This is a genomic window from Nocardia cyriacigeorgica GUH-2 (assembly GCF_000284035.1).
In the GTDB taxonomy this organism is placed as follows: Bacteria; Actinomycetota; Actinomycetes; order Mycobacteriales; family Mycobacteriaceae; genus Nocardia; species Nocardia cyriacigeorgica_B.
The window spans coordinates 4,274,822-4,295,695 of record NC_016887.1; the positions used below are offsets into that span (position 1 = coordinate 4,274,822).

Here is a 20,874-nt window from a genome sequence, read left to right on the forward strand (position 1 = left end):
CCTTCCGAGGGGCGTCGGGTGCGTCCACGCAATCTATTCGGTGCGAATCTGGTGCGGTACGAAGGCGGCGCCGTCGTCGGTGATCAGGCCCGCGGTCTCCCGGATGCCGAGCCCGCCGGCTTCGCCGCCGACCACCCAGGCCCCCAGCACCGGACGCATATCGTCGAAGACGGGCAGCGGGTCGAGCAGCTGGTAGACGTAGCCCTCCTCGCCGTACACGCCGCCGGTGGCGGTTTCCAGGCCGGCGCCGACGATGGTCATATTGGCGCCTTCGCGGCCGAGTTTGGGTTTGCGGATGTATTCGGTGAGCTCATTCGGCCGATCGAGGTAGGCGGGCAGCAGATTCGGGTGCCCGGGATACATTTCCCACAGCACGGCCAGGATCGCCTTGTTGCTGAGCAGGGTCTTCCACAGCGGTTCGATCCAGGCGGTCTCGGGCAGTGAATCGACTACCCGTTTGCCGAATTCGTCGTCGAGCACCCATTCCCACGGATACAGCTTGAAAATCGACTCGATCGGCGCCTCGGCCAGATCCACGAACCGATCCAGTTCGGTGTCGTAGCCGACTTCCTCGATGGGCAGCGCGATGGTGTCGAAACCGGCCTCGGCGGCGGTTTCCTGCATGTAGGCGGTGGTGACGTTGTCCTCGCCGGTGGCGTCGGCGCCGGACCAGGTGAAGTGCAGATGGGTTCCCGGCAGTGCGCCGCGCAACTCGGTCCAGCGCTGCACCAGCTTTTCGTGCAGCGAATTCCATTGATCCCCACCGGGGTAGCGGTCGGTGAGCCAATGCCACTGCACGATCGCCGCTTCCAGCAGCGAGGTCGGTGTGTCGGCGTTGTATTCGAGGAGTTTGGCCGGGCGCCGCGCGTCATAGCGCAGATCGAATCGGCCGTAGATATACGGGTCGCCGCGCCGCCAGGATTCGGCGATCGGACCCCAACTCCATTCGGGCAGACCGAAATCCGCGAAACGCTCGGTGAGCACGATGTGTTCGACGGCATTCAGGCACATCGAATGCAGCAGTTCGACATCGGCTTCGAGGGCGAGAATTTCATCCATCTCGAACTCGTAGTGCACCGACTCGTCCCAGTACGGTCGCGGATTGCCGCTGGCGTCGCGGCCGGGCGCGCCGTAGACCAGGCCCTGGTCCTCGGTGATCTGCTGCCAGCCCGGCCGCGGGGTGTCGCGGACCCGCCGCATCAGGAACCCCCGCCGGATTTGCTGCCGAGGCCTCCGCGCTGGATGACGGTGCCGCTCTTGGTCTTGATCTCGGCGCCCTTGGGTTTGACGGTGGTGCCGCCGGTGGGCGGTTGGCCGACGGTGTTGTTGCCGCCGTAGTAGTACCGATACTGCATGCCGTTGTAGATGAAGATGCCGCCGACGCCGGCGTGACCGGCCGAACTGGCTCGGCTGCACCTGTCGTCTTCGACCACGGTCTCGTTGCCGTTCTCGTCGATGACGGTGCAGTAGGCGGTGACCTGATCCGGCGCGGCCACCGCCCGGTAGGCCAGATAGCCACCGCCGACCAGGGCCGCCACACCCACCACGGCGGCGCCGCCGATCATCACGCGCTTGCGAGTCCGGCGAGCGGCTTCCTCGCGCGCGGCCGCGGCCTGTGCCTCGGCTTCGGCCTTTCGGCGTGTCTTGTCCCTGGCCCGCGCCTCGGCAACCGTCGGCGGGCGCGGCTGGGTCACGCCGGGTTCCTGGCGGTGGATGCTGCCGGGTCGTGGAGGTTGCGCAGCCGTCGCGGACTCCTGCGGTGGCGACGGCTTCGACAGCGACGGACGATCGGGCTCCGGGTGCTCATGCCCCGGCCCCGGACGACCGGATTCCTGCTGACCGGGCGACTGCGCAGGCCCGCCGCCACCGTCGTCCTCGGGCGGGCCCGCAGTGTTCGGAGTTTCGCTCATCGGTGCTCTCCTCCCCGCCCGCTCGGCCGACCTACCGTTCCTCGAATCCGTTCAGGTCGCCGCGCGCGGGCTCCCAGTTCTCCACCACCAGGGTGACACGGCCGGGCGTATCACCGCCGCGAAGCAGTTCCAGCAGGCGTTCGCACTCGGCCCGTGAGCCCTCGGCGACGACGTGCACTCGCCCGTCGCGGGCATTGGTGGCGTGCCCGGTGAGGCCGAGTTCCAGTGCGCGCGAACGGGTCCACCAGCGGAAGCCGACGCCCTGCACCAGACCGTGCACCCAGGCGCTGAGCCGGACCGGCTGCTGCGGGCTCGCCGACATCAGTCGGCGGTGTCGATGTCGAACGACAGCGTGACGTTGGTGCCGGCCTTCAGGGTGCGGCCGACGGTGCACACCTTGTCGATGGCGCGCTGCACGGTGACCAGTAGTCGCTCGCGGGCTTCGGGGTCCAGTTCGCTGAGGTCGAGTTCGAAGACCTCGTCGAGCTGCGGGTAGACCTCGTTCTCCCGGTCGGCGGCGCCGGAGACGCGGATGGTGGCGTCGTAGTTGTCGCCGAGACGACGCGAGAGCGGGAAGTCCGAGCTGAGCCCGGAGCAGGCGGCCAGCGCGATCTTGAGCAGCTCGCCGGGGGTGAACACGCCGGGTACGTTCTCCGATCCGATCAACACCTCGGCGCCGCGCGAGCTGCGCCCGGTGTAGCGCCGGGTGCCGGTGCGCTCGACCCACAGGGTGGTCGATCCGGGTGCGGCGTTGTTCGTGGATGCGGTGGTGCCCGCGGGGGCGGCGGTGCCGGTCACGGGTGCGGCGGTGTGTTCAGCCATGGGCTCGATCCTGCCATCTCGGTTCGGAGGCGATGCACGCCTGCCAACATCGCGGCCCGCGCGCTCATTCCTGGAAGCGGTAGCCCATGCCGGCTTCGGTGAGCAGATGTTTGGGCCGCGACGGGTCGTCCTCGAGCTTGCGGCGCAGCTGAGCCAGGTAGACGCGCAGGTAGTGGGTTTCGGTGGCATAGGACGGACCCCACACCTCGCGCAGCAGCTCACGACGGCCGACCAGCTTGCCGCGGTGGCGCACCAGCATTTCGAGCATGCCCCATTCGGTGGGCGTCAGATGCACGTTCGCGCCGTTCTTGGTGACCTTCTTCGCGGCGAGGTCGACGGTGAACGACGCCGTCACCACCACCGGATCACCCGAGTCGCCGTCGGTGGCGCCGCGCCGGACCGCGGCGCGCAGCCGGGCCAGCAGTTCGTCCATGCCGAACGGCTTGGTGACGTAGTCGTCGGCGCCCGCGTCGAGGGCCTCGACCTTGTCGGCGGAGTCGGTGCGCGCCGAGAGCACGATCACCGGCGCCGAGGTCCAGCCGCGCAGCCCGGCCAGTACCTCGATGCCATCCATATCCGGCAGCCCGAGGTCGAGGATCACCACGTCCGGATGCCGGTCGGCAGCCACCCGTAGCGCAGCGGTGCCGGTGCCCGCGGTGAACACCTCGTAGCCACGCACGGAGAGGTTGATCCGCAGCGCGCGCACGATCTGCGGTTCGTCATCGACCACCAGCACCTTGGTGGCGATCGCGTCGGGCTTCTTCTCGGTCATCGCAGCTTCCTGATCGGTCGACAGTCACCGGCACAGCCGGTCGCGCGGGTGGCGGCGCTGCTCATGTCACTCCCGCGCGGTCGGGGCCCTGGGCCGGGTCATCGCCGCGCGAGGAGCCCGCCGAATCCATTGTGGCGGGGCCTTCCCCGGATTCGTCGCTGTCGCGCGGTGGCGCCGCGTCCGCGCCAGCGGGTAGCTCGACGAGCATCGTCAGCCCGCCGCCGGGCGTCGGTTCGGCGTGCACGGTGCCGCCCATCGCTTCGACGAACCCGCGCACCACCGACAGGCCGAGTCCGACGCCGGTGCTGTTGTCCCGGTCGCCGAGCCGCTGGAACGGCTCGAACAGCTGCTCTTCGGCGCCGGCCGGGATACCGGGCCCGATATCGACCACCGCGATGGCGACCTTGCCGCCGTCGCGTTCGGCGGTGATCCGGATCGGGGTGCCCGGGGTGGAGTGACGTAGTGCGTTGTCGATGAGGTTGGCCAGGACTCGTTCGAGCAGCCCACCGTCGGCGCGCACCGACAGAGCATCCACGTCGACCTCCACCCGGTCCATCGCCGCCCGGCGCAGCCCGCGCGCACCCATGCCGACGCCGACCAAGGCACGATGCACCACTTCATCGAGGTAGACCTGCCGCAGCTGCGGCGACACCACCCCGACCGCCAGCCGCGAGGAATCGAGCAGATTGCCGACCAGCGCGGTGAGCTGATCCACCGATTCCTCCACCGTCTCCAGCAGTTCGGCGGTGTCCTCGGGCGAGAATTCGACGTCGTCGCTGCGCAGGCTCGACACGGCGGCTTTCGCCCCGGCCAGCGGGGTGCGCAGATCATGGCTGACGGCCGACAGCAACGCCCGCCGGAGCCGGTCGGCCTCCAGCAGTGCGGCCGCGGCGCCGGCTTCCTCGGCCAGCCGGGCCTGCCGCACCAGCCCGACGGCCTGATTGGCCACCGCGGTCAGCACCGGACGGTCCCCGGGGTCGAGTGGGTGGCCCGCCAGCAGCAGCCGGTGCACCGTGTCGCCCGCCTCGATCGTCGTGTCGGCGTCGCCGGGTCGGCACGGCGGTTCGGCGCCAACGGCAGCCAGCACGTCCTCCCCCGCGACCAGCGCCACCGCCCGCATACCGTAGGTTTCGCGGACCTGTTCGAGCAGTTTGGGCAGATCGGCGCCGTGCAACACCGCGCCCGCGAAGACGGTCAGCAGTTCGGCTTGCCGGGAGGCCTTGCGCGCCTGCCTGCTACGCGCGGCGGCCCGGTCGACCAGCGCGGCCATGGCCACCGCGACGATGAGCAAAACCGCGATGGTGAAGATGCTGTCGGGTTCGGCGACGGTGAGGCTGTAGCGCGGTTCGGCGAAGAACCAGTTCAGCAGCACCCCCGACAGCAGCGCCGAGATGGCCGCGGGCAGCACGCCGCCGAGCAGCGACACCAGCACCACCGCGACGAAGAACATCGCACTGAGCCCGCCCAACTCGAGCGCGCCGTCGAGGAACCAGGCGCCGATCGCGCAGACCAGCACCGGCACCACCAGCGCCGCCACCCACGCCCAGACCGGCCGCCGCAGCGACGGCCATGACCTGCGCCGGTTGGCTTCCTCGTGGGTGACCATGTGGACGTCGATCTTGCCCGACTGCTGCACCACCGCCGAGCCGATGCCCTCGTCGAAGATGCGCGCCCAGCGCGAGCGCCGGGAAGTGCCGAGCACCAGCTGGGTGGCATTGACCTCGCGGGCGAATTCCAGCAGGGCCGCGGGCACGTCCTCGCCGGTCACGGTGTGCAGCGAGGCGTCCAGGCCGGCCGCGAGTTCGCGCAACCGGGTCAATCGTGCGGTGGACACCCCGGCCAGGCCGTCGCCGCGCACCACGTGCACGACGACGAGCTCGGCGCTGGACTTGGTCGCGATGCGGCGGGCCCGGCGCACGATGGTCTCTGATTCCGGCCCACCGGTCACCGCCACCACGACCCGTTCCCGGGCCTCCCACAGGTCGGTGATCCGGTGGTCGGCGCGGTATTTGGCCAGGGCGGCGTCGACCTGGTCGGCCAGCCACAGCAGCGCCAGTTCACGCAGCGCGGTGAGATTGCCGGGCCGGAAATAGTTGCGCAGCGCCGCGTCGACCTTGTCGGCGGCGTAGACATTGCCGTGCGACATCCGGCGCCGCAGCGCCTCCGGGGTGATGTCGACCAGTTCGATCTGCTCGGCGGCACGTACCACTGCGTCGGGCACGGTTTCGCGCTGCTGGATGCCGGTGATCTGCTCGACCACGTCGTTGAGGCTTTCCAGGTGCTGGACATTGACGGTGGAGATCACGTCGATGCCGGCATCGAGCAGCTCCTCGATGTCCTGCCAGCGCTTCTCGTTCTTACTGCCCGGCGCGTTGGTGTGGGCCAGCTCGTCGACCAGCACCACGGCGGGTTCGCGTCGCAGCACCGCGGCGACGTCCAGTTCCTGGAATGCTGTGCCGCGGTATTCGATGACCTTCGGTGGAATGCGCTCGATACCGTCGAGCAGCGCGGCGGTCTTGGCGCGGCCATGGGTTTCGACGACGGCGGCCACCACATCGCGGCCGCGTTCCAGCCGCCGGTGCGCCTCGCCGAGCATGGCGTAGGTCTTGCCGACTCCTGGCGCGGCGCCCAGGTAGATCCGCAGATGCCCGCGCTTCACTCGTCCATCATGGCGCGCGGGGCACGCACTGCTCGCATGGGGCGCACCCGCACCACCCGCAGCTGCCGGCGTTGCTGTCGCAGGCCGATCATGCGGATGAGCAGCGCACAACAGAGAAAACCGAACACGACCGCAACGGTCACAGCCGACACGAGGATCTCCTTCCACGACCTGTGCACCGGTCGCGGGGATCCGACTGGCCGGTGACCCACTTCTACCGCGCGTTTCGGCCGCGAGCCGCGTCTTTACGGTCTCCTTACGGGCTTGCCGCCGTCCTTGACAGCTTCCTTCCGGGTGACCGGATGAGGCGTCAACGAAACGCAAATGCCGTGCCCGGCGCCGCCAAGAAGTCGTAAGGACCGGCCGCGAGAGCCCTTCTGGGCGCTTGACTCGATCTCCGGCGCGCTTCCCCTGACGAAGCGCGAAGGAGGTCTGGAACTGATGTCTGTGGTGGTGTACGCCGTGCTGACGATCGCGTTGTTCGCGGTGCTCGGCCTGATCCAGCGGGGGGTGGAGCGGCTGTGATCGCCAATCTCGTCGGCCTGGTGCTCGCTGTCGCGGTGGCCGGGTTCATGGTGGCCGCGCTGCTGTTCCCGGAGAGGTTCTAGTGAGTACCACTACCGCGGGGGTCGTGTTCGTCGTTTCCCTGATCGTCGCGCTGGCCGTGGTGCACGTGCCACTGGGCGACTACATGTATCGCGTCTACACCGGCACCCGGCATTCGCGGATCGAGCGCGTGATCTACCGCGTGATCGGTGTGCAGCCGGAGGTCGAGCAGACCTGGCCGGTGTACGCGCGCAGTGTGCTGGCCTTCTCGGCGGTCGGTGTGTTGTTGCTGTTCGGATTTCAGCTGGTCCAGGGTGGTCTGCCCTGGCATCTGAACGATCCGGCCACCGAGATGACGCCGGCGCTGGCCTGGAATACCGCGGTCAGCTTCGTCACCAATACCAACTGGCAGAACTACTCCGGCGAATCCACCCAGGGCCACCTGGTGCAGATGGCGGGCCTGGCCGTGCAGAATTTCGTCTCCGCGGCCGGCGGCATGGCGGTGGCGGTGGCGCTGGTACGCGGGTTCGCCCGCAGGCACACCGGCGATCTCGGCAATTTCTGGGTGGACCTGGTGCGCGGCACACTGCGCATCCTGCTCCCGATCGCGTTCGTCGCGGCGATCGCGCTGATCGCCGGCGGTGCGATCCAGAACTTCCAGCTGCACGATCAGGCGGCGCAGACGCTCAACGGTAGCGAGCAGACCATCACCGGCGGCCCGGTGGCGAGCCAGGAGGTCATCAAGGAACTCGGCACCAACGGCGGCGGCTTCTACAACGCCAATTCCGCGCACCCGTTCGAGAATCCGGCGACCTGGACCAACTGGCTGGAGATCTTGCTGATCCTGGTGATCAGCTGCTCGCTGCCGCGCACCTTCGGGCGCATGGTCGGCAGCCGTAAGCAGGGCTACGCGATCGTGGCGGTGATGGGCACCATCGCGCTCGCGAGTGTGGCGCTGACCAACCTGTTCCAGCTCCAGCACCACGGCACCGTCCCGACCGCGATCGGGGCGTCGATGGAGGGGGTGGAACAGCGCTTCGGCGTGGCGAATTCGGCCACCTTCGCGGCCTCGACCACGCTCACCTCGACCGGTGCGGTGAACTCCTTCCACGATTCCTACACCAGCCTCGGCGGCCTGATGACCATGTTCAACATGCAGCTCGGTGAGGTCGCGCCGGGCGGTGTGGGCGCCGGTCTGTACAGCATGCTCATCCTCGCCGTGATCACGGTGTTCGTGGCGGGGCTGATGGTCGGGCGCACACCGGAATACCTCGGCAAGAAGATCACGCCACGCGAAATCAAGCTGGCCGCGGCGTATTTCCTGGTGAGCCCGCTGATCGTGCTGGTGGGCACGGCGATCGCGATGGCCATGCCGGGTCAGCGCGCGAGCATGCTCAATACCGGCCCGCACGGGTTCTCGGAAGTGCTCTACGCCTTCACTTCCGCCGCCAACAACAACGGCTCGGCCTTCGCCGGCCTCACCGGCAATACCGAGTGGTACAACACCGCGCTCGGGCTGGCCATGCTGTTCGGCCGGTTCCTGCCGATCATTCTCGTTCTCGCGCTGGCCGGTTCACTGGCCCGCCAGGGCGTCACCCCCGCCTCGATCGGCACCCTGCCGACCCATCGCCCGCAGTTCGTCGGGATGGTCGCCGGGGTGACGGTGATCCTGGTCGCGCTCACCTTCCTGCCCGCGCTCGCGCTCGGGCCGCTCGCCGAAGGAATCCACTGATGACGACGTCTGTCACCGAAACACCGGGCCCCGCGCCGGCCTCGACCGCCACACGCGCGGTACCGCGCGGCGTGCTCGATCCCGCGTTGCTGCTGTCCGCGCTGCCCGAGGCACTGCGCAAACTCGATCCGCGCACCCTGTGGCGCAATCCGGTCATGCTGATCGTGGAGGTGGGCGCGGTCTGGTCGACCGTGCTCGCCCTCGCGGACCCGAGCTTCTTCGGCTGGGCCATCGTGGTGTGGTTGTGGCTGACGGTGCTGTTCGCCAATCTCGCCGAAGCCGTCGCCGAGGGCCGCGGTAAGGCGCAGGCCGATACGCTGCGCAAGGCCAAGACCGACACCGTCGCGCGCCGGCTGCCCGGCTGGGCGCCCGGTGCGCGGGTCACCGAGGAGCGCGTCGCCGCACCCCAGCTGCGCCGCGGTGATTACGTCGTGGTCGAGGCGGGTGAGGTGATTCCCGGTGACGGCGATGTGGTCGAAGGCATCGCTTCGGTGGACGAATCGGCCATCACCGGCGAATCCGCGCCCGTCATCCGGGAATCCGGCGGCGACCGATCGGCGGTCACCGGCGGTACCACGGTGCTGTCGGATCGGATCGTCGTCGAGATCACCCAGGAGCCGGGCGCGAGCTTCATCGACAAGATGATCGCGCTGGTCGAGGGCGCGAGCAGGCAGAAGACGCCGAACGAGATCGCGCTGAACATCCTGCTCGCCGCGTTGACGATCATCTTCGTCTTCGCGGTGGCGACCTTGCAGCCGATGGCGATCTTCGCCACATCGAACAACCCCGGCGTGCCCGACAGTGCGGCGCTGGACGCGCACGGTATCACCGGGATCGTGCTGGTGTCGTTGCTGGTGTGCCTGATCCCCACCACCATCGGCGCCTTGCTGTCGGCCATCGGTATCGCGGGCATGGACCGGCTGGTGCAGCGCAATGTGCTGGCGATGTCCGGGCGCGCGGTGGAGGCGGCGGGCGATGTGAACACGCTGCTGCTGGACAAGACCGGCACCATCACCCTCGGCAATCGGCAGGCCGCGGATTTCGTTGCGCTGCCCGGTATCTCCGCCGACGCGCTCGCCGACGCCGCGCAGCTGTCCAGCCTGGCCGACGAGACACCCGAGGGCCGCTCCATCGTCATCTTCGCCAAACAGGCCTACGGCAAACGGGAACGCACCCCCGGTGAACTGACCGACGCGACCTGGGTGGAGTTCACCGCACAGACCCGCATGTCGGGCGTGGATCTCGCCGACGGACGCAGCCTCCGTAAAGGTGCGGCGTCGGCGGTCACCGAATGGGTGCGGTCCCAGGGCGGTTCGGTGGCCAGCGAGGTCGGCGCGATCGTCGACGGCATCTCCGCCTCCGGAGGCACGCCGTTGGTCGTCGGTGAGCTCGCCGCCGGGCAGGCCCGGTTGCTGGGAGTGGTGCATCTGAAGGATGTCGTCAAACACGGCATGCGGGAACGGTTCGACGAAATGCGCCGGATGGGTATCCGCACCGTGATGATCACCGGCGACAATCCGCTCACCGCCAAGGCCATCGCCGACGAGGCCGGCGTGGACGACTTCCTCGCCGAAGCCACGCCCGAAGACAAGTTGGCGCTGATCAAGAAGGAACAGGACGGCGGCAGGCTGGTGGCCATGACCGGCGATGGCACCAATGACGCACCGGCGCTGGCGCAGGCCGACGTGGGCGTGGCCATGAACACCGGCACCTCGGCCGCCAAGGAAGCCGGGAACATGGTCGATCTGGATTCGGATCCGACCAAGTTGATCGAGATCGTGGAGATCGGTAAACAGCTGCTCATCACCCGCGGCGCGCTGACCACCTTCTCCATCTCCAACGACATCGCCAAGTACTTCGCGATAATCCCGGCGCTGTTCGTCTCGCTGTTCCCCGGCCTGGACGCGTTGAACATCATGCGGCTGGCCAGCCCGCAGTCGGCGATCCTGTCGGCGGTCATCTTCAACGCGCTGGTGATCGTCGCGTTGATTCCGCTGGCCCTGCGCGGGGTGAAGTACCGGCCGAGCGACGCCTCCACGTTGTTGAGCCGCAATCTGCTGGTCTACGGCCTCGGCGGCATCATCGCCCCGTTCGCCGGCATCAAACTCATCGACCTCGTGGTCCACCTCCTCCCCGGGATGTCCTGATATGTCTGTGTTCTCGATGCGGAAATCCACCTGGATCCGCCAGCACCTGGCCGCGCTGCGCGCCCTGCTCGCACTGACCGCCGTCACCGGAATCGCCTATCCGCTCGCCGTCTTCGCGGCCGGACAGCTGCCCGGGCTCGACGACAAGGCCGATGGATCACTGCTGTACGCCGGCGGAAAGCTGGTCGGCTCCAGCCTCATCGGCCAGTCCTTCACCGACGCCGACGGCAACGCGCTGCCGCAGTACTTCCAGTCCCGCCCGTCCGCCGCCGGCGATGGCTACGACCCGCTGTCCACCTCCGCGAGCAACCTCGGCCCCGAGGACATCGTGGATACCGCCGACCGCACCAGCCTGCTCACCACCGTCTGCGCGCGCAGTAAGGAGATCGCCGACCGTGAGGGGGTCGACGGTTCCCGCCCGTTCTGCACCGAAGACGGGGTGGGCGCGGTGCTGTCGGTGATCGGGCCGCGCGACGGGTCCGGCGAGGTGAGTGCGCCGGTGCGGGTGGTCAGCGTCAACCAGCTCTGCCCCACGCGCCCGTTCCTGCCGGAGTATCTGGGCGTGGCGGTGGAGTGCGCCGAACCGGGTGCGGATTACTCGATCGGCCGCATCGTCCCGATCCGGGGGGACGCTCCCGCGGACCCGGTGGTTCCCGCCGACGCCGTCACCGCCAGTGGCAGCGGCCTCGACCCGCACATCTCCCCCGCCTACGCCGAACTCCAGATCCCGCGGATCGCGGCGGCCCGCGGCATCACGCAGGCAGAGGTGCGGGCCCTAGTGAGCGCGCACACCGACGGCCGGACGCTCGGCTTCCTCGGCGAACCCCGCGTCCGTGTCGTGGAGCTCAACCTGGCCTTGGACCGCGACCACCCATTCCGAGGCTGATCCCGGATGCGGGTGCCGTGGTCATAGATCGCGGCACCCGCGCCTCGACGCGGGCCGTGTGCCGATCGCCACGATGTATTCACGGCCGGACCCGGCAACCAGGTCGGCGACAGCGACGGCTCCGTCGAGGGTCATCTGCTCAGCGGGCACCCCAGTCCGTCCGGGCGACCGGTCGAGAGTCTCGCGCTGCCCGTCCGGAGCTATCAGCTCTGCTCGGATCGATCGATGACGACATCACCGGCCGCGTCCGGCACGACGAATTCCAGCAAACGCGCGGCCTCGGCGAGGACGGCGCTCTCGCCGGCGCGGTCGAGCGGGTACCAGGGCAGGATGCGGATGGTGGTCTTGTCCAGGACCCAGCGGCCATGGGTGAATCCGTCCACCAGAAAGACCGGGATGCCCGCCGAGGCCTCGCGGGCGGTGCGTTGCCGGTCGTGCTCGGCGATGATGCGGCGGCGGTCCTTGTGTCCGAGCAGGGCATTGTCGAAGGCAGGCAGGAAGCGGACCGGCACCGGCAGGTCCGCGGGGGCGAGCGGGGCGTCGGGGAGGTCGAACAGTTCGCGGCCGTCCTCGGCGCGGAATACCCGCAGGCCGGGCCGCAGCCGGGCCAGTATCGCGGCCAAGCGGGTGACGCCGGACCACGCCTGCACATCGGCGACCGTGGCGGGACCGAAGGCCGCCAGATAGCGCAGCACGAGGGTGTCCGGATCGGGTTCGGCCGCCAGCGGTGCCCCGATCCACTCCTCGGCCAGCCCCACGGTGACGTAGCGGTTGGTCCAGCGGCCCCACGCACCGGTATCGGCGCCGTGTGCCATCGGCACCAGCACCTCCACGCTGTCGGCGAGGCGGCGGGCGAGCCGATCGGGAAAATGCTCGCCCAGCAGCTTGCCCAGCTCGGTGCGTGGCATCATGCGGCCGGTCAGCAGACGTCTGCCGTGGGCGGCGAGCTCGGCGAGATCAATGCCCTCGATCTCGTCGCGGTAGTAGGCCGCCTTCAGCAACGAATCCACCCAGGGCTGCACGGTCGGGCGCAGCCAGCGGTAGTCCTCGTCGGTGGCCAGGTGCACGGTGCGGCGAATCATGGTGGAGCGCACCACTTTCTGCTCCCGCAGCAGCACCTCGAGGTCGTCGTGCCGGAACCCGTGCACCCGCGCCCACAAGCCCACATAGGGCCAATTCGGTTCCTGTCCCTGCACGGCCACCAACTGCCGGATCACCTCGAGCGGCGCCTCGTCCACGCGTTCGGCCAGCCGCTGCCGCACCAGCAGCGTCCTGTTCAACTCACGTAACGACAGCTCCCGCATGGTCGTCGATTATGGCCGAACCCACCGACAGGTCCGGCCGCCGAACTCACGGGAACGGACGGCACATCGACGGATACGCCAGGTCCCGGCACGGCATGTTCCCGGCCGCCCGGATGACGTCCTCGCCGCCGGCCTCGGTGAGGAACCGCAGGAAACTCGCCCCCAGCGAACCGGGCGCGAAATCGCCGTAACTGTAGGCGTACTCGATTCCCCAGAACGGGTAGATGCGGTTGGCGGCCGCTTCCCGGGTGGCCTGCTGGCCGTTGATGGTCACCGTCGCGACCTGCGTGGATTCCGCGGCGTCGGCATGTTCGGCGTAGCCCACCGCGCCGGGGGTCTCGGCGACCGCGGCCAGCATGTCCTTGGTGACCGCCACATCGCAGCGGCCCGGACCCGGCTCGCGGCGGATCTCACGGCAGGTGGCGTCCCGCGCGGGCGGCTGTTCGGCGTCGAGCAGCCGGTCCTCGAAGGTGCGGCGCGTCCCGGACCCCGGGTGCCGGTTGATCAGCCGCACCGGCAGGTCCGCCCCGCCCAGTTCGCTCCAGTTCTGCACCCGTCCGGCGTACAGGTCGCGGATCTGCTCGACGGTCAGATGACGGATCTTGGTGCCCGGATGCACGATGACGCTGAACAGCGACAGCGCCAGCGGTCGTTCCACCAGCGCCGGATAGTCCACCCCCATCGGGCCGTCGGCGATGGCCAGCAGTGCGGGATTGTCGTTGCCCTCCGACTCCAGCCGGTTCATGCCCGGTTCGCTGCCCTCGAAGGCGAATTCGAAACGCGCGCCGCGGCAACTGTGTTTGTACACATCGGCGGCCTCGCGAATCACTTCTTCGAATGCCGTCGACCCGACCACGGTCAGCTTGCCGTCGGCGCAGCCCAGCGGCGCCTTGCCCCGTTCGACCGCCGCGACGATGAACTGGGCCACGATCACCACCACCAGAAACGCGATGAGCGCGATCATGAACAGCGGAATGCCGGTCTGGCTGCGGGTTTCGGTGACCCGGCCGCCTTTGATCATGCCCTGCAACCGCGGCGGCGGATACTCCCCCGTCCCGGCCGACCGCTGCAGAATGGCCAGGATCTTGTAGTGGTCGGCCCGATTGAGCGGTACCCGGGGCAGATCGATGATGCCGACATTGTCGGAGGTTTCCCGTACCGCGATGCCCGAGTCGGGTTCGAGCAGGTCGCCCAGGGCGGGATCGCTGAGTTCGGTGACGGCCATGCCGATCACCCGCCGCTGCGGGAATCGCAGGTGCAGCCCGGCGCGGCCGTTGTCGGGCACGCCGTAGTCGGCGCTGTCGAGGGAGGTGGCGCCGCTGTTCTCGATCCGCATCAGGACCACCGACAGGTCCTTCAGATCGGGGCTCGCCCCGTCGGCCTGCGGCCGCAGCTGGGGCAGCACGCCGGGGAACACCGATTCGATCTCACCGGTGACCGGGGTATCCATCTGCACCCGGTAGCCGAGTTGTTTACGCCCGACGAAGACGAACTCCCACAGGAAGGCCCCGACCGGCACCGCGATACCGATGAGCGCGAGCACGATCTCTAGCGGAAAGCCGCCCACTGCAGTGTCCCTCCCCAACGAAAATGCGTGGCAACCATTTTCGGCTGCACCCGGCGCAATTCACCAGCGCCGGCCGAATTGTTCGCCAACAGTTAATCAAACGGCAGCGCACTCACGCGCCGGATTGCCGCGTCCATTCCAGCAGTTCGTCCACCGGCCGGGTATTGATGACACGTTCAGCAGGCACCTCGTTGGCCACCGCGCGAGCGCAACCGTAGCCCTGCCAATCCAGTTGGCCGGGGGCGTGCGCGTCGGTGTCGACGGCGAATTCGCACCCGATCTCGACGGCCAGTCGCATCAATCTGCTCGGTGGATCCTGCCGTTCGGGCCTGCTGTTGATCTCGACCGCGGTGCCGAAACGCCGGCACGCCTCGAAGACCAGCTCGGCGTCGAATTCCGATTCCGGACGGGTGCCGCGCCCGCCGAGCACCAGCCGTCCGGTGCAGTGCCCGAGCACATCGACCAGCGGGTTGGCCACGGCGTAGACCATGCGCTTGGTCATGGTCTCACTGTCGTCACGCAGTCGCGAATGCACGCTGGCCACCACGATATCCAGTTCATCGAGCAGGTCGGGGTCCTGATCGAGGCTGCCGTCGTCGAGGATGTCGACCTCGATGCCGGTGAGGATACGAAACGGCGCGAGCTCGGCATTCAACTGCGCCACCACGTCCAGCTGGCGCCGCAGCCGTTCGGCGGACAGCCCGTTGGCGACCGTCAGCCGGGGCGAATGATCCGTCAGCGCACAGTATTCGTGGCCGAGCGCGGCCGCGGTGCGCATCATCTCCGCGATCGGGCTGCCGCCGTCGGACCAATCGGAATGGGTGTGCAGGTCGCCGCGCAGCAGCCGGCGCAGCGGCCTGCCCTCGATGCCGATGGGTTCGGCGGCGGCGCGCAGTTCGGTCAGATACTTCGGCACCACACCGGAGTACGCCTGCTCGATGACGGCGGCGGTCTTCGGCCCGATCCCGGCCAGTTCCTGCCAGCTGCCCGCCGCCCGCCGTGCCGCGCGTTCGTCCTCGCTGAGCCCGGCGACGATATCGGCGGCGCGCCGATACGCCTGCACCCGATGGGTTTTCGCACGCTCACGCTCGAGCCAGAAACCGATCTCGCGCAGCGCCGCCACCGGCCCCGGCACGGTGTCCGGGTCCGGTGGCTGCCTCGACTCGTCGCCGGCCACCGCGGCCTATCGGATCCTGGCGTATTTCACGAAGGCCACGCCGTCCTCGAAGACCTGGCTGGTGATCACCCGGAACCGGGTCGGCTCGGGCAGTTTGGGGCCGTCGCCGAACAGCGAACGGCCCCGGCCGAGCACGATCGGGTACAGCTTGAGGAAGATCTGGTCGATCTCCGGCAGCAGCACCTGGGCCAGCTCGCCGCCACCGCACAGCCAGATGCCGAGCCCCTTGTCGCGTTTGAGCTCGCGCACCTTGGCCAGCGGGTCGGCCGAGATCAGCTCGACGGCTGGGTCCGGGCTCTCCGGCAAGGTCGTGGAGACCACGAACTGCCGCAGATGCGCGTACGGGCTCGACGTGCCGGTGCGCACCCCGAAGTCGTGGGTCTTGCGGCCCATCAGCACCGTATCGAAGTTGGCGTTGCGCTTATCGATCCCGAGCGCCTCGCGCACTTTGGTCGGCAGCGTTTCCGGGTACTGCGCCGTGATCGCCGGGCCGTGGTCGCCGCCGACCGGGAAGAAGTCGACCGACCCGTCCTCGGTGGCGATGAACCCGTCGATAGTAGATGCGACGTAGTAGGTGAGCTTGCGCATGTGTCCTTCCTGCACGGCCGGTGTCACAGTAGAGCCGTATGCAGAAACGGTAGCTCGCTATCGGGTCCTCGGGCGAGGCTTCCGCTGGCATCGCGGACACGAAAACGACGAGCGGTTCATGAACTTCTCCCGCACGATCGGCGCCCCGCAGCGCGGGCACGGCCGGTCTGCGCGGCCGTAGACGGCCAGCGAGCGTTCGAAGTATCCGGAATCGCCGTTGACGTCGACATACAGGGCGTCGAAGGAGGTGCCACCGGCGGCCAGCGCATCGCGCATGACGGCGGCGGCATCGGCGAGCAGCGTGTGCAGCACCGGCCTGCTCAGCCCGGAGGCGATCCGGCAGCCGTGCAGCTTCGCCCGCCACAGGGCCTCGTCGGCGTAGATGTTGCCGACGCCGGAAATGACCGTCTGATCCAGCAGCACCCGTTTGATCTCGGTGTTCTTGGCCCGGATCGCGGCCACCACGGCCTCGGGGTCGAAGCGCGGATCCAGCGGGTCGCGGGCGATATGGGCAACCGGTTCGGGGACGCGGGTGCCGTCCACCTCGACCAGCTCGGCCAGCGCCCAGCCGCCGAAGGTGCGCTGGTCGACGAAGCGCAGCTCGGCGCCGTTATCGAGGGTGGCCCGGATGTGGGCGTGCTTTTCCACCGGCGCCTCGGCCGGCCGGATCAGCATCTGCCCGCTCATGCCGAGGTGGACGACCAGTGCGAGATCGGGATCGTCGAAGGTCAGCCACAGGTATTTGCCGCGTCGTTCGGCGGCGGTGACGCGCAGCCCGGACAGCCGGGCGGCGAGGTCGGCGGCACCTTCCAGATGACGGCGCACCGAGCGCGGATGGGCGACGGCCACCGATTCGATGACATGGCCAACCACGTGATCGGCCAGACCGCGCCGCACGACCTCGACTTCGGGAAGTTCGGGCACGTCAGGATTCGGCGGTGAGCGCCTGGTAGGCGGCCCCCGCGGCCTTCTGCTCGGCTTCCTTCTTGGACCGGCCGACGCCCTGACCGTAGGCCTGGCCGCCGATCACCGTGGTCGCGGTGAATTCCTTGTCGTGGTCGGGCCCGGTGGAGGTGATCTCGTAACTGGGCACGCCGAGACCGCGTTCGGCGGTGAGCTCCTGCAGGCTGGTCTTCCAGTCGAGCCCGGCACCCATGCGGGGACCGCGTTCGAGCAGGTCGGCGAACAGCCGGAGCACCACACCGCGAGCAACCTCGATGCCGTGCTCGAGATGCACGGCACCCAGCAGTGACTCCATGCCGTCGGCGAGGATGCTCGGCTTGTCCCGGCCGCCGGTGAGCTCTTCGCCCTTACCGAGCAGCAGGTGCGCGCCGAGACCGCCCTCGCCGAGACCGCGAGCGACCTCGGCGAGCGCGTGCATATTGACCACGCTGGCACGCAGTTTCGCGAGCTCGCCCTCGGACTTGTCCGGGTGCTCGTGATAGAGCCGTTCGGTGATGCTCAGCCCGAGCACCGAGTCGCCCAGGAATTCCAGGCGCTCGTTGGTCGGGAGTCCACCGTTCTCGTACGCGTACGAGCGGTGGGTGAGCGCGAGCGTCAGCAGCTCCGGCCGTATCTCGACCCCGAGTGCGGCGAGCAGGCTCGCGTGGTCACCGGAGGGGCCGAGTTCGTCCTTACCGGCGGTCACGGCTGATCTGGTGCTCAGACCGCAGAGGTGACCTGGCGGCCCTTGTAGGTGCCGCAGGACGGGCAGGCGATGTGCGGGAGGGTCTTCTCACCGCAGGCCCGGTTGGAGCAGGTGACGAGGGTCGGCGCGGCAGCCTTCCACTGGCTGCGCCGCGACCTGGTGTTGGAACGGGACATCCGGCGCTTGGGAACGGCCACGACTACTTCTCCTCTGTCTGTGTATCTGCCCGGTCGGCAGTGTCTGCCTGTTCGGCGGAACGGTCTGGGGTGGCGGCACCCGCGTCGGGGCTGCCTGTGCTGGGCGAATCGGCGGCGAACTTCGCCAGCCCGGCCCAGCGAGGGTCAAGTATCTCATGCCCATGATCAGAACCCGCAATCGCCATCCGTACGCCACATTCCGGGCACAGTCCGGCACAGTCGGGCGTGCACAGCGGCTGCAGCGGGAGCTCGACGCCGAGGGCGTCGACGATGACGGGCTCGAGGTCGATGAGATCGTCGGCCATCCGGTACACCTCGTCCTCGGAGGTGGTCTGCTCGGTGGCGCTGTCGGGGTAGGCGAACAGCTCGGTCAGCGACAGCTCGATCTCGTCGTCGAACGGTTCCAGGCAGCGCGAGCATTCGCCGGTGAGCGGCGCCGACACCGTCCCGGTGATCAGCACGCCCTCGGAGACCGCCTGCAAGCGCAGGTCGAGCTCCACCTCGGCGCCGGCGGGCACGGCGATCAGGTCGAGTCCGAGACGTTCGGTCGTGGTCACCGTGCGATGCAGTTCACGCATCGACCCGGCGCCGCGGCCGAGGTTACGGACGTCCAGCACGAAACCCGCGTCCGGCGCCGGGTGCGAGCCGGTACGCGAACGCGAGGCGGAACCGGAACCGGCGGGCATCACGAACTCACCTTCATGATCAGGGGGAATGGGCAACCACTCCACAATACGCGACACCGAGCAGCCGACCCAAGTCGAGCCGCTCAGCGGCCTTTCCGTCCGGATCGGCCCCCGCCCTCTCGCGCCGCGTCGGCCCTAACGGCGGACCGGGCGAGATCACCGCCGTGCGCCGCTGAGGTGCGGACTAGCGACGGTAATCGGAGGCGTAGTCGGGCATTCCCATCCCGGTACGCAACTGCTGACGACCCCGCCCGACGATGCGCAGCGTGCCGTTGAGCGTCTCCTCGAACTCGGCGAGCTTGGAATCGACGTAGTGATCGCATTCCTCGCGCATGCGGTCGGAATCGGCCTGCGCGGCGTCGATGAGCCGGGCCGATTCCGCGTGCGCGGCCCGCACCACCTCGGTCTGGGCGACCAGCCGGTCCTGCTCGGCCTTGCCCTCGGCGACCGAGCGCTCATAGGCGGCCTTACCCGCCTCGATCATCCGTTCGGACTCCGCCCGCGCCCGTCCGGTGAGCGCCTCGTATTCGGCGTTGCCGTCGGCGACCACCCGGGCGGCCTCGGCCTCGGCGGTGTCGACCAGATGGTCGGCGTGCGCGGTGGCCTCGGCGACCATCCGGTCGGCGTGCGCCTTGGCATCGGCGAGGATGCGGTCGGCCTCGGCCCGCGCGTTCTCGATGGTCTCGGCGGCCTGCTCGTTGGCGCCGGTCACCGCCGTCTCGGCGGCGTTGCGGGCATCGGTGACGATCTTGTCGCGATGGTCGAGGACGTCCTGGGCGTCGTCGAGTTCGCCGGGCAGGGCGTCTCTGACGTCGTCGAGTAGTTCCAGCACATCACCGCGCGGCACGATGCAATTGCGCGTCGGCGGGATCCCGCGCGCCTCTTCGACGATGGCGACCAACTCGTCGAGTGCTTCGAATACGCGATACATGCTCACTTACCCCGCTCTCCAGATCGACGGCGAACTTCCGTCGTCGCCCAGTGTGCCCTGCGCCACGGCCCCTGCCGAGTCCCTTTCCGGTGTGTCGTGCCAGTGTCTCGCAGACCACAGAAATCAAGTGGAGTAAGGGCCTCCGCTTCGTGCTAAATTCGTTCGGAAGCCAGTCGGCGGGAAGGAATGCGAAACCCTCGCAGTTGTCCTACCTGTCGGCTCACGTTCGATCGGAATGACCATGACCGTCCTGGAACTACCGCGACCGGCACTGCCCACCGCGCGCGTTCTCACGCCGCTGGCCGGGCCGTACCCGGATCTGCGGGACGTGTCGAGCAGGCGGCTGGGTCGCACGCTCGGATATCTGCGCGGCGATCGGGCATTCCCCCAGCTCATCCGGTTCGCTCTGGTCGGCGGGTGCTCCAACATCGCCTACGTACTGCTGTTCTTCGGCATGCTCGGCATCGGGCCGCTGGTGGCCAATGTGGTCGGTTCGATCGTCAGCACGATCATCGCCAACGAACTGCACCGGCAGCTCACCTTCCACGCCGCCGACCGGGTCGGCTGGTTCACCGCCCAGTGGGAGGGCGGCGGGCTCGCCCTGGCCGGACTCGGCATCTCCACCGCAGGCCTGGCCGCCCTCGATTTCTGGGCGCCCGGCCTCGACAGCACCTACCAGGCCGCCGCCGTCCTCGGTATCACCGCCGCCGTCGGCGGGCTGCGCTTCCTGGCGCTGCGCGGTCTGGTCTTCTGAACCCGCACAGAGATTCGCCCCGGTCCACGCGGTGGAGCCGGGGCGAAGTCGTGCAGGCGGTCAGCTCGCGCGTTCGGCGATCCGTTCCATGAGCCGCTTGTGCACCGCGGGCGGGAGCATGTCGCTGACGTCACCGCCGTAGGTCGCCACTTCCTTGACCAGCGAGCTGGACAGGTAGCTCAGCGACGGATTGGTGGCGATGAAGAAGGTGTCTACCCCGGCCAGCTTGTGGTTCATCTGGGCCATCTGGAGTTCGTAGCCGAAGTCGCCCGCGTCGCGCAGACCCTTGACGATCGCGGTGATGCCCTCCTGCTTGGCGAAGTCGACCGTCAGGCCCTGCCAGGACGCGACACGCACGTTGGGCAGGTGGGCGACCGATTCGCGCAACAGTTCCATGCGCTCGTCGACGGTGAACATGCCCTGTTTCTTGGGATTCACATTGACCGTGACGATCACCTCGTCGAACTGCGCGGCCGCGCGAGCGAACACATCGAGGTGACCGTTGGTGACCGGGTCGAAGGATCCGGGGCACAGTGCTGCAGCCATGG

The 20,874-nt window shown here is 68.6% G+C and carries 23 protein-coding genes; 6 read left to right on the forward strand and 17 right to left on the reverse strand.

Annotated features, from left to right (window positions below; translation table 11 throughout):
* Positions 1-33 precede the first annotated feature (33 nt).
* The 7 genes from NOCYR_RS19385 to NOCYR_RS29765 all read right to left on the reverse strand — a co-directional run bounded on the left by NOCYR_RS19385 (position 34) and on the right by NOCYR_RS29765 (position 6,315).
* Positions 34-1,200 carry a glutathionylspermidine synthase family protein gene (locus tag NOCYR_RS19385; protein WP_014352102.1) on the reverse strand — a complete coding sequence of 389 codons (1,167 nt, stop codon included), beginning with the start codon at positions 1,198-1,200 and terminating at the stop codon, positions 34-36.
* Positions 1,200-1,910, reverse strand: a complete 711-nt coding sequence (locus NOCYR_RS19390) for a hypothetical protein (protein ID WP_228780396.1) — start codon at positions 1,908-1,910, stop codon at positions 1,200-1,202. Before NOCYR_RS19390 ends, NOCYR_RS19385 begins: the two co-directional genes overlap by 1 nt.
* A gap of 31 nt (positions 1,911-1,941) precedes the next feature.
* A complete protein-coding gene (locus NOCYR_RS19395) occupies positions 1,942-2,232 on the reverse strand; it encodes an acylphosphatase (RefSeq protein ID WP_014352104.1) in 291 nt (96 codons plus the stop codon).
* Positions 2,232-2,732, reverse strand: a complete 501-nt coding sequence (locus NOCYR_RS19400) for an OsmC family protein (protein ID WP_014352105.1) — start codon at positions 2,730-2,732, stop codon at positions 2,232-2,234. Before NOCYR_RS19400 ends, NOCYR_RS19395 begins: the two co-directional genes overlap by 1 nt.
* A gap of 64 nt (positions 2,733-2,796) precedes the next feature.
* On the reverse strand, positions 2,797-3,504 hold the full coding sequence (locus tag NOCYR_RS19405; protein ID WP_014352106.1) for a response regulator: 708 nt from the start codon (positions 3,502-3,504) through the stop codon (positions 2,797-2,799).
* 61 nt (positions 3,505-3,565) lie between these two features.
* Positions 3,566-6,163 carry a sensor histidine kinase gene (locus NOCYR_RS19410; RefSeq protein ID WP_014352107.1) on the reverse strand — a complete coding sequence of 866 codons (2,598 nt, stop codon included), beginning with the start codon at positions 6,161-6,163 and terminating at the stop codon, positions 3,566-3,568.
* Positions 6,160-6,315 carry a hypothetical protein gene (locus NOCYR_RS29765; protein ID WP_158430179.1) on the reverse strand — a complete coding sequence of 52 codons (156 nt, stop codon included), beginning with the start codon at positions 6,313-6,315 and terminating at the stop codon, positions 6,160-6,162. The genes NOCYR_RS19410 and NOCYR_RS29765 overlap by 4 nt, the downstream gene beginning before the upstream one ends.
* A gap of 172 nt (positions 6,316-6,487) precedes the next feature.
* Between NOCYR_RS29765 and NOCYR_RS30585 the strand changes: the two genes are divergently transcribed.
* Genes NOCYR_RS30585 through NOCYR_RS19435 form a run of 5 tightly spaced genes read left to right on the forward strand, consistent with a single transcriptional unit; the run spans position 6,488 to position 11,474 of the window.
* Positions 6,488-6,688, forward strand: a complete 201-nt coding sequence (locus tag NOCYR_RS30585; RefSeq protein WP_218581969.1) for a hypothetical protein — start codon at positions 6,488-6,490, stop codon at positions 6,686-6,688.
* Complete coding sequence (locus NOCYR_RS31030) at positions 6,685-6,771, forward strand: potassium-transporting ATPase subunit F (RefSeq protein WP_081597377.1); 87 nt, start codon at positions 6,685-6,687, stop codon at positions 6,769-6,771. The genes NOCYR_RS30585 and NOCYR_RS31030 overlap by 4 nt, the downstream gene beginning before the upstream one ends.
* The gene (kdpA, locus tag NOCYR_RS19425; RefSeq protein ID WP_014352108.1) at positions 6,771-8,441 is read left to right on the forward strand and encodes a potassium-transporting ATPase subunit KdpA; all 1,671 of its coding nucleotides are present in this window, start codon (positions 6,771-6,773) and stop codon (positions 8,439-8,441) included. Before NOCYR_RS31030 ends, kdpA begins: the two co-directional genes overlap by 1 nt.
* The gene (gene kdpB, locus NOCYR_RS19430; RefSeq protein WP_014352109.1) at positions 8,441-10,588 is read left to right on the forward strand and encodes a potassium-transporting ATPase subunit KdpB; all 2,148 of its coding nucleotides are present in this window, start codon (positions 8,441-8,443) and stop codon (positions 10,586-10,588) included. The genes kdpA and kdpB overlap by 1 nt, the downstream gene beginning before the upstream one ends.
* Before the next feature lie 16 nt (positions 10,589-10,604).
* Positions 10,605-11,474 carry a potassium-transporting ATPase subunit C gene (locus NOCYR_RS19435; protein ID WP_048834309.1) on the forward strand — a complete coding sequence of 290 codons (870 nt, stop codon included), beginning with the start codon at positions 10,605-10,607 and terminating at the stop codon, positions 11,472-11,474.
* 203 nt (positions 11,475-11,677) lie between these two features.
* Here the strand turns inward: NOCYR_RS19435 and NOCYR_RS19440 are convergent, their stop codons facing one another.
* The 9 genes from NOCYR_RS19440 to NOCYR_RS19480 form a co-directional block, all read right to left on the reverse strand.
* Positions 11,678-12,778 (reverse strand): winged helix DNA-binding domain-containing protein, encoded by a 1,101-nt coding sequence (locus tag NOCYR_RS19440; RefSeq protein ID WP_014352111.1) that lies wholly within the window; start codon positions 12,776-12,778, stop codon positions 11,678-11,680.
* A 46-nt stretch (positions 12,779-12,824) separates the two neighbouring features.
* Positions 12,825-14,345 carry a PstS family phosphate ABC transporter substrate-binding protein gene (locus tag NOCYR_RS19445; RefSeq protein WP_014352112.1) on the reverse strand — a complete coding sequence of 507 codons (1,521 nt, stop codon included), beginning with the start codon at positions 14,343-14,345 and terminating at the stop codon, positions 12,825-12,827.
* 112 nt (positions 14,346-14,457) lie between these two features.
* Positions 14,458-15,522: a PHP domain-containing protein gene (locus tag NOCYR_RS19450; RefSeq protein WP_014352114.1), complete on the reverse strand. Its 1,065-nt coding sequence runs from the start codon at positions 15,520-15,522 to the stop codon at positions 14,458-14,460.
* A gap of 6 nt (positions 15,523-15,528) precedes the next feature.
* Positions 15,529-16,110 carry a dihydrofolate reductase family protein gene (locus NOCYR_RS19455; RefSeq protein WP_014352115.1) on the reverse strand — a complete coding sequence of 194 codons (582 nt, stop codon included), beginning with the start codon at positions 16,108-16,110 and terminating at the stop codon, positions 15,529-15,531.
* Positions 16,111-16,167: 57 nt separating this feature from the next.
* Entirely contained in the window at positions 16,168-17,034 is an 867-nt protein-coding gene (gene mutM, locus NOCYR_RS19460) for a bifunctional DNA-formamidopyrimidine glycosylase/DNA-(apurinic or apyrimidinic site) lyase (RefSeq protein ID WP_014352116.1), read from the reverse strand.
* Between the two features lies 1 nt (position 17,035).
* A complete protein-coding gene (rnc, locus tag NOCYR_RS19465; protein ID WP_014352117.1) occupies positions 17,036-17,758 on the reverse strand; it encodes a ribonuclease III in 723 nt (240 codons plus the stop codon).
* Positions 17,759-17,772: 14 nt separating this feature from the next.
* Complete coding sequence (gene rpmF, locus NOCYR_RS19470) at positions 17,773-17,955, reverse strand: 50S ribosomal protein L32 (RefSeq protein WP_048833535.1); 183 nt, start codon at positions 17,953-17,955, stop codon at positions 17,773-17,775.
* 2 nt (positions 17,956-17,957) lie between these two features.
* Complete coding sequence (locus tag NOCYR_RS19475; RefSeq protein ID WP_048834311.1) at positions 17,958-18,641, reverse strand: YceD family protein; 684 nt, start codon at positions 18,639-18,641, stop codon at positions 17,958-17,960.
* A 184-nt stretch (positions 18,642-18,825) separates the two neighbouring features.
* Entirely contained in the window at positions 18,826-19,572 is a 747-nt protein-coding gene (locus tag NOCYR_RS19480) for a DivIVA domain-containing protein (protein WP_014352119.1), read from the reverse strand.
* Between the two features lie 241 nt (positions 19,573-19,813).
* Here NOCYR_RS19480 and NOCYR_RS19485 point away from each other — a divergent pair, with 241 nt between their 5' ends.
* Positions 19,814-20,326 (forward strand): GtrA family protein, encoded by a 513-nt coding sequence (locus NOCYR_RS19485; protein ID WP_052315536.1) that lies wholly within the window; start codon positions 19,814-19,816, stop codon positions 20,324-20,326.
* Positions 20,327-20,386: 60 nt separating this feature from the next.
* Here the strand turns inward: NOCYR_RS19485 and coaD are convergent, their stop codons facing one another.
* Positions 20,387-20,872, reverse strand: coding sequence for a pantetheine-phosphate adenylyltransferase (gene coaD, locus NOCYR_RS19490; protein ID WP_048833536.1), 486 nt, complete (start codon positions 20,870-20,872; stop codon positions 20,387-20,389).
* Positions 20,873-20,874 lie beyond the last annotated feature (2 nt).

Coding starts and splice junctions, on each gene's coding strand:
- NOCYR_RS19385 (WP_014352102.1), bottom strand. CDS start 1,200: ATGCGGCGGGTCCGCGACACCCCGCGGCCGGGCTGGCAGCAGATCACC.
- NOCYR_RS19390 (WP_228780396.1), bottom strand. CDS start 1,910: ATGAGCGAAACTCCGAACACTGCGGGCCCGCCCGAGGACGACGGTGGC.
- NOCYR_RS19395 (WP_014352104.1), bottom strand. CDS start 2,232: ATGTCGGCGAGCCCGCAGCAGCCGGTCCGGCTCAGCGCCTGGGTGCAC.
- NOCYR_RS19400 (WP_014352105.1), bottom strand. CDS start 2,732: ATGGCTGAACACACCGCCGCACCCGTGACCGGCACCGCCGCCCCCGCG.
- NOCYR_RS19405 (WP_014352106.1), bottom strand. CDS start 3,504: ATGACCGAGAAGAAGCCCGACGCGATCGCCACCAAGGTGCTGGTGGTC.
- NOCYR_RS30585 (WP_218581969.1), top strand. CDS start 6,488: ATGCCGTGCCCGGCGCCGCCAAGAAGTCGTAAGGACCGGCCGCGAGAG.
- kdpB (WP_014352109.1), top strand. CDS start 8,441: ATGACGACGTCTGTCACCGAAACACCGGGCCCCGCGCCGGCCTCGACC.
- NOCYR_RS19435 (WP_048834309.1), top strand. CDS start 10,605: ATGCGGAAATCCACCTGGATCCGCCAGCACCTGGCCGCGCTGCGCGCC.
- NOCYR_RS19440 (WP_014352111.1), bottom strand. CDS start 12,778: ATGCGGGAGCTGTCGTTACGTGAGTTGAACAGGACGCTGCTGGTGCGG.
- NOCYR_RS19455 (WP_014352115.1), bottom strand. CDS start 16,110: ATGCGCAAGCTCACCTACTACGTCGCATCTACTATCGACGGGTTCATC.
- NOCYR_RS19475 (WP_048834311.1), bottom strand. CDS start 18,641: ATGCCCGCCGGTTCCGGTTCCGCCTCGCGTTCGCGTACCGGCTCGCAC.
- NOCYR_RS19480 (WP_014352119.1), bottom strand. CDS start 19,572: ATGTATCGCGTATTCGAAGCACTCGACGAGTTGGTCGCCATCGTCGAA.
- NOCYR_RS19485 (WP_052315536.1), top strand. CDS start 19,814: ATGACCGTCCTGGAACTACCGCGACCGGCACTGCCCACCGCGCGCGTT.
- coaD (WP_048833536.1), bottom strand. CDS start 20,872: ATGGCTGCAGCACTGTGCCCCGGATCCTTCGACCCGGTCACCAACGGT.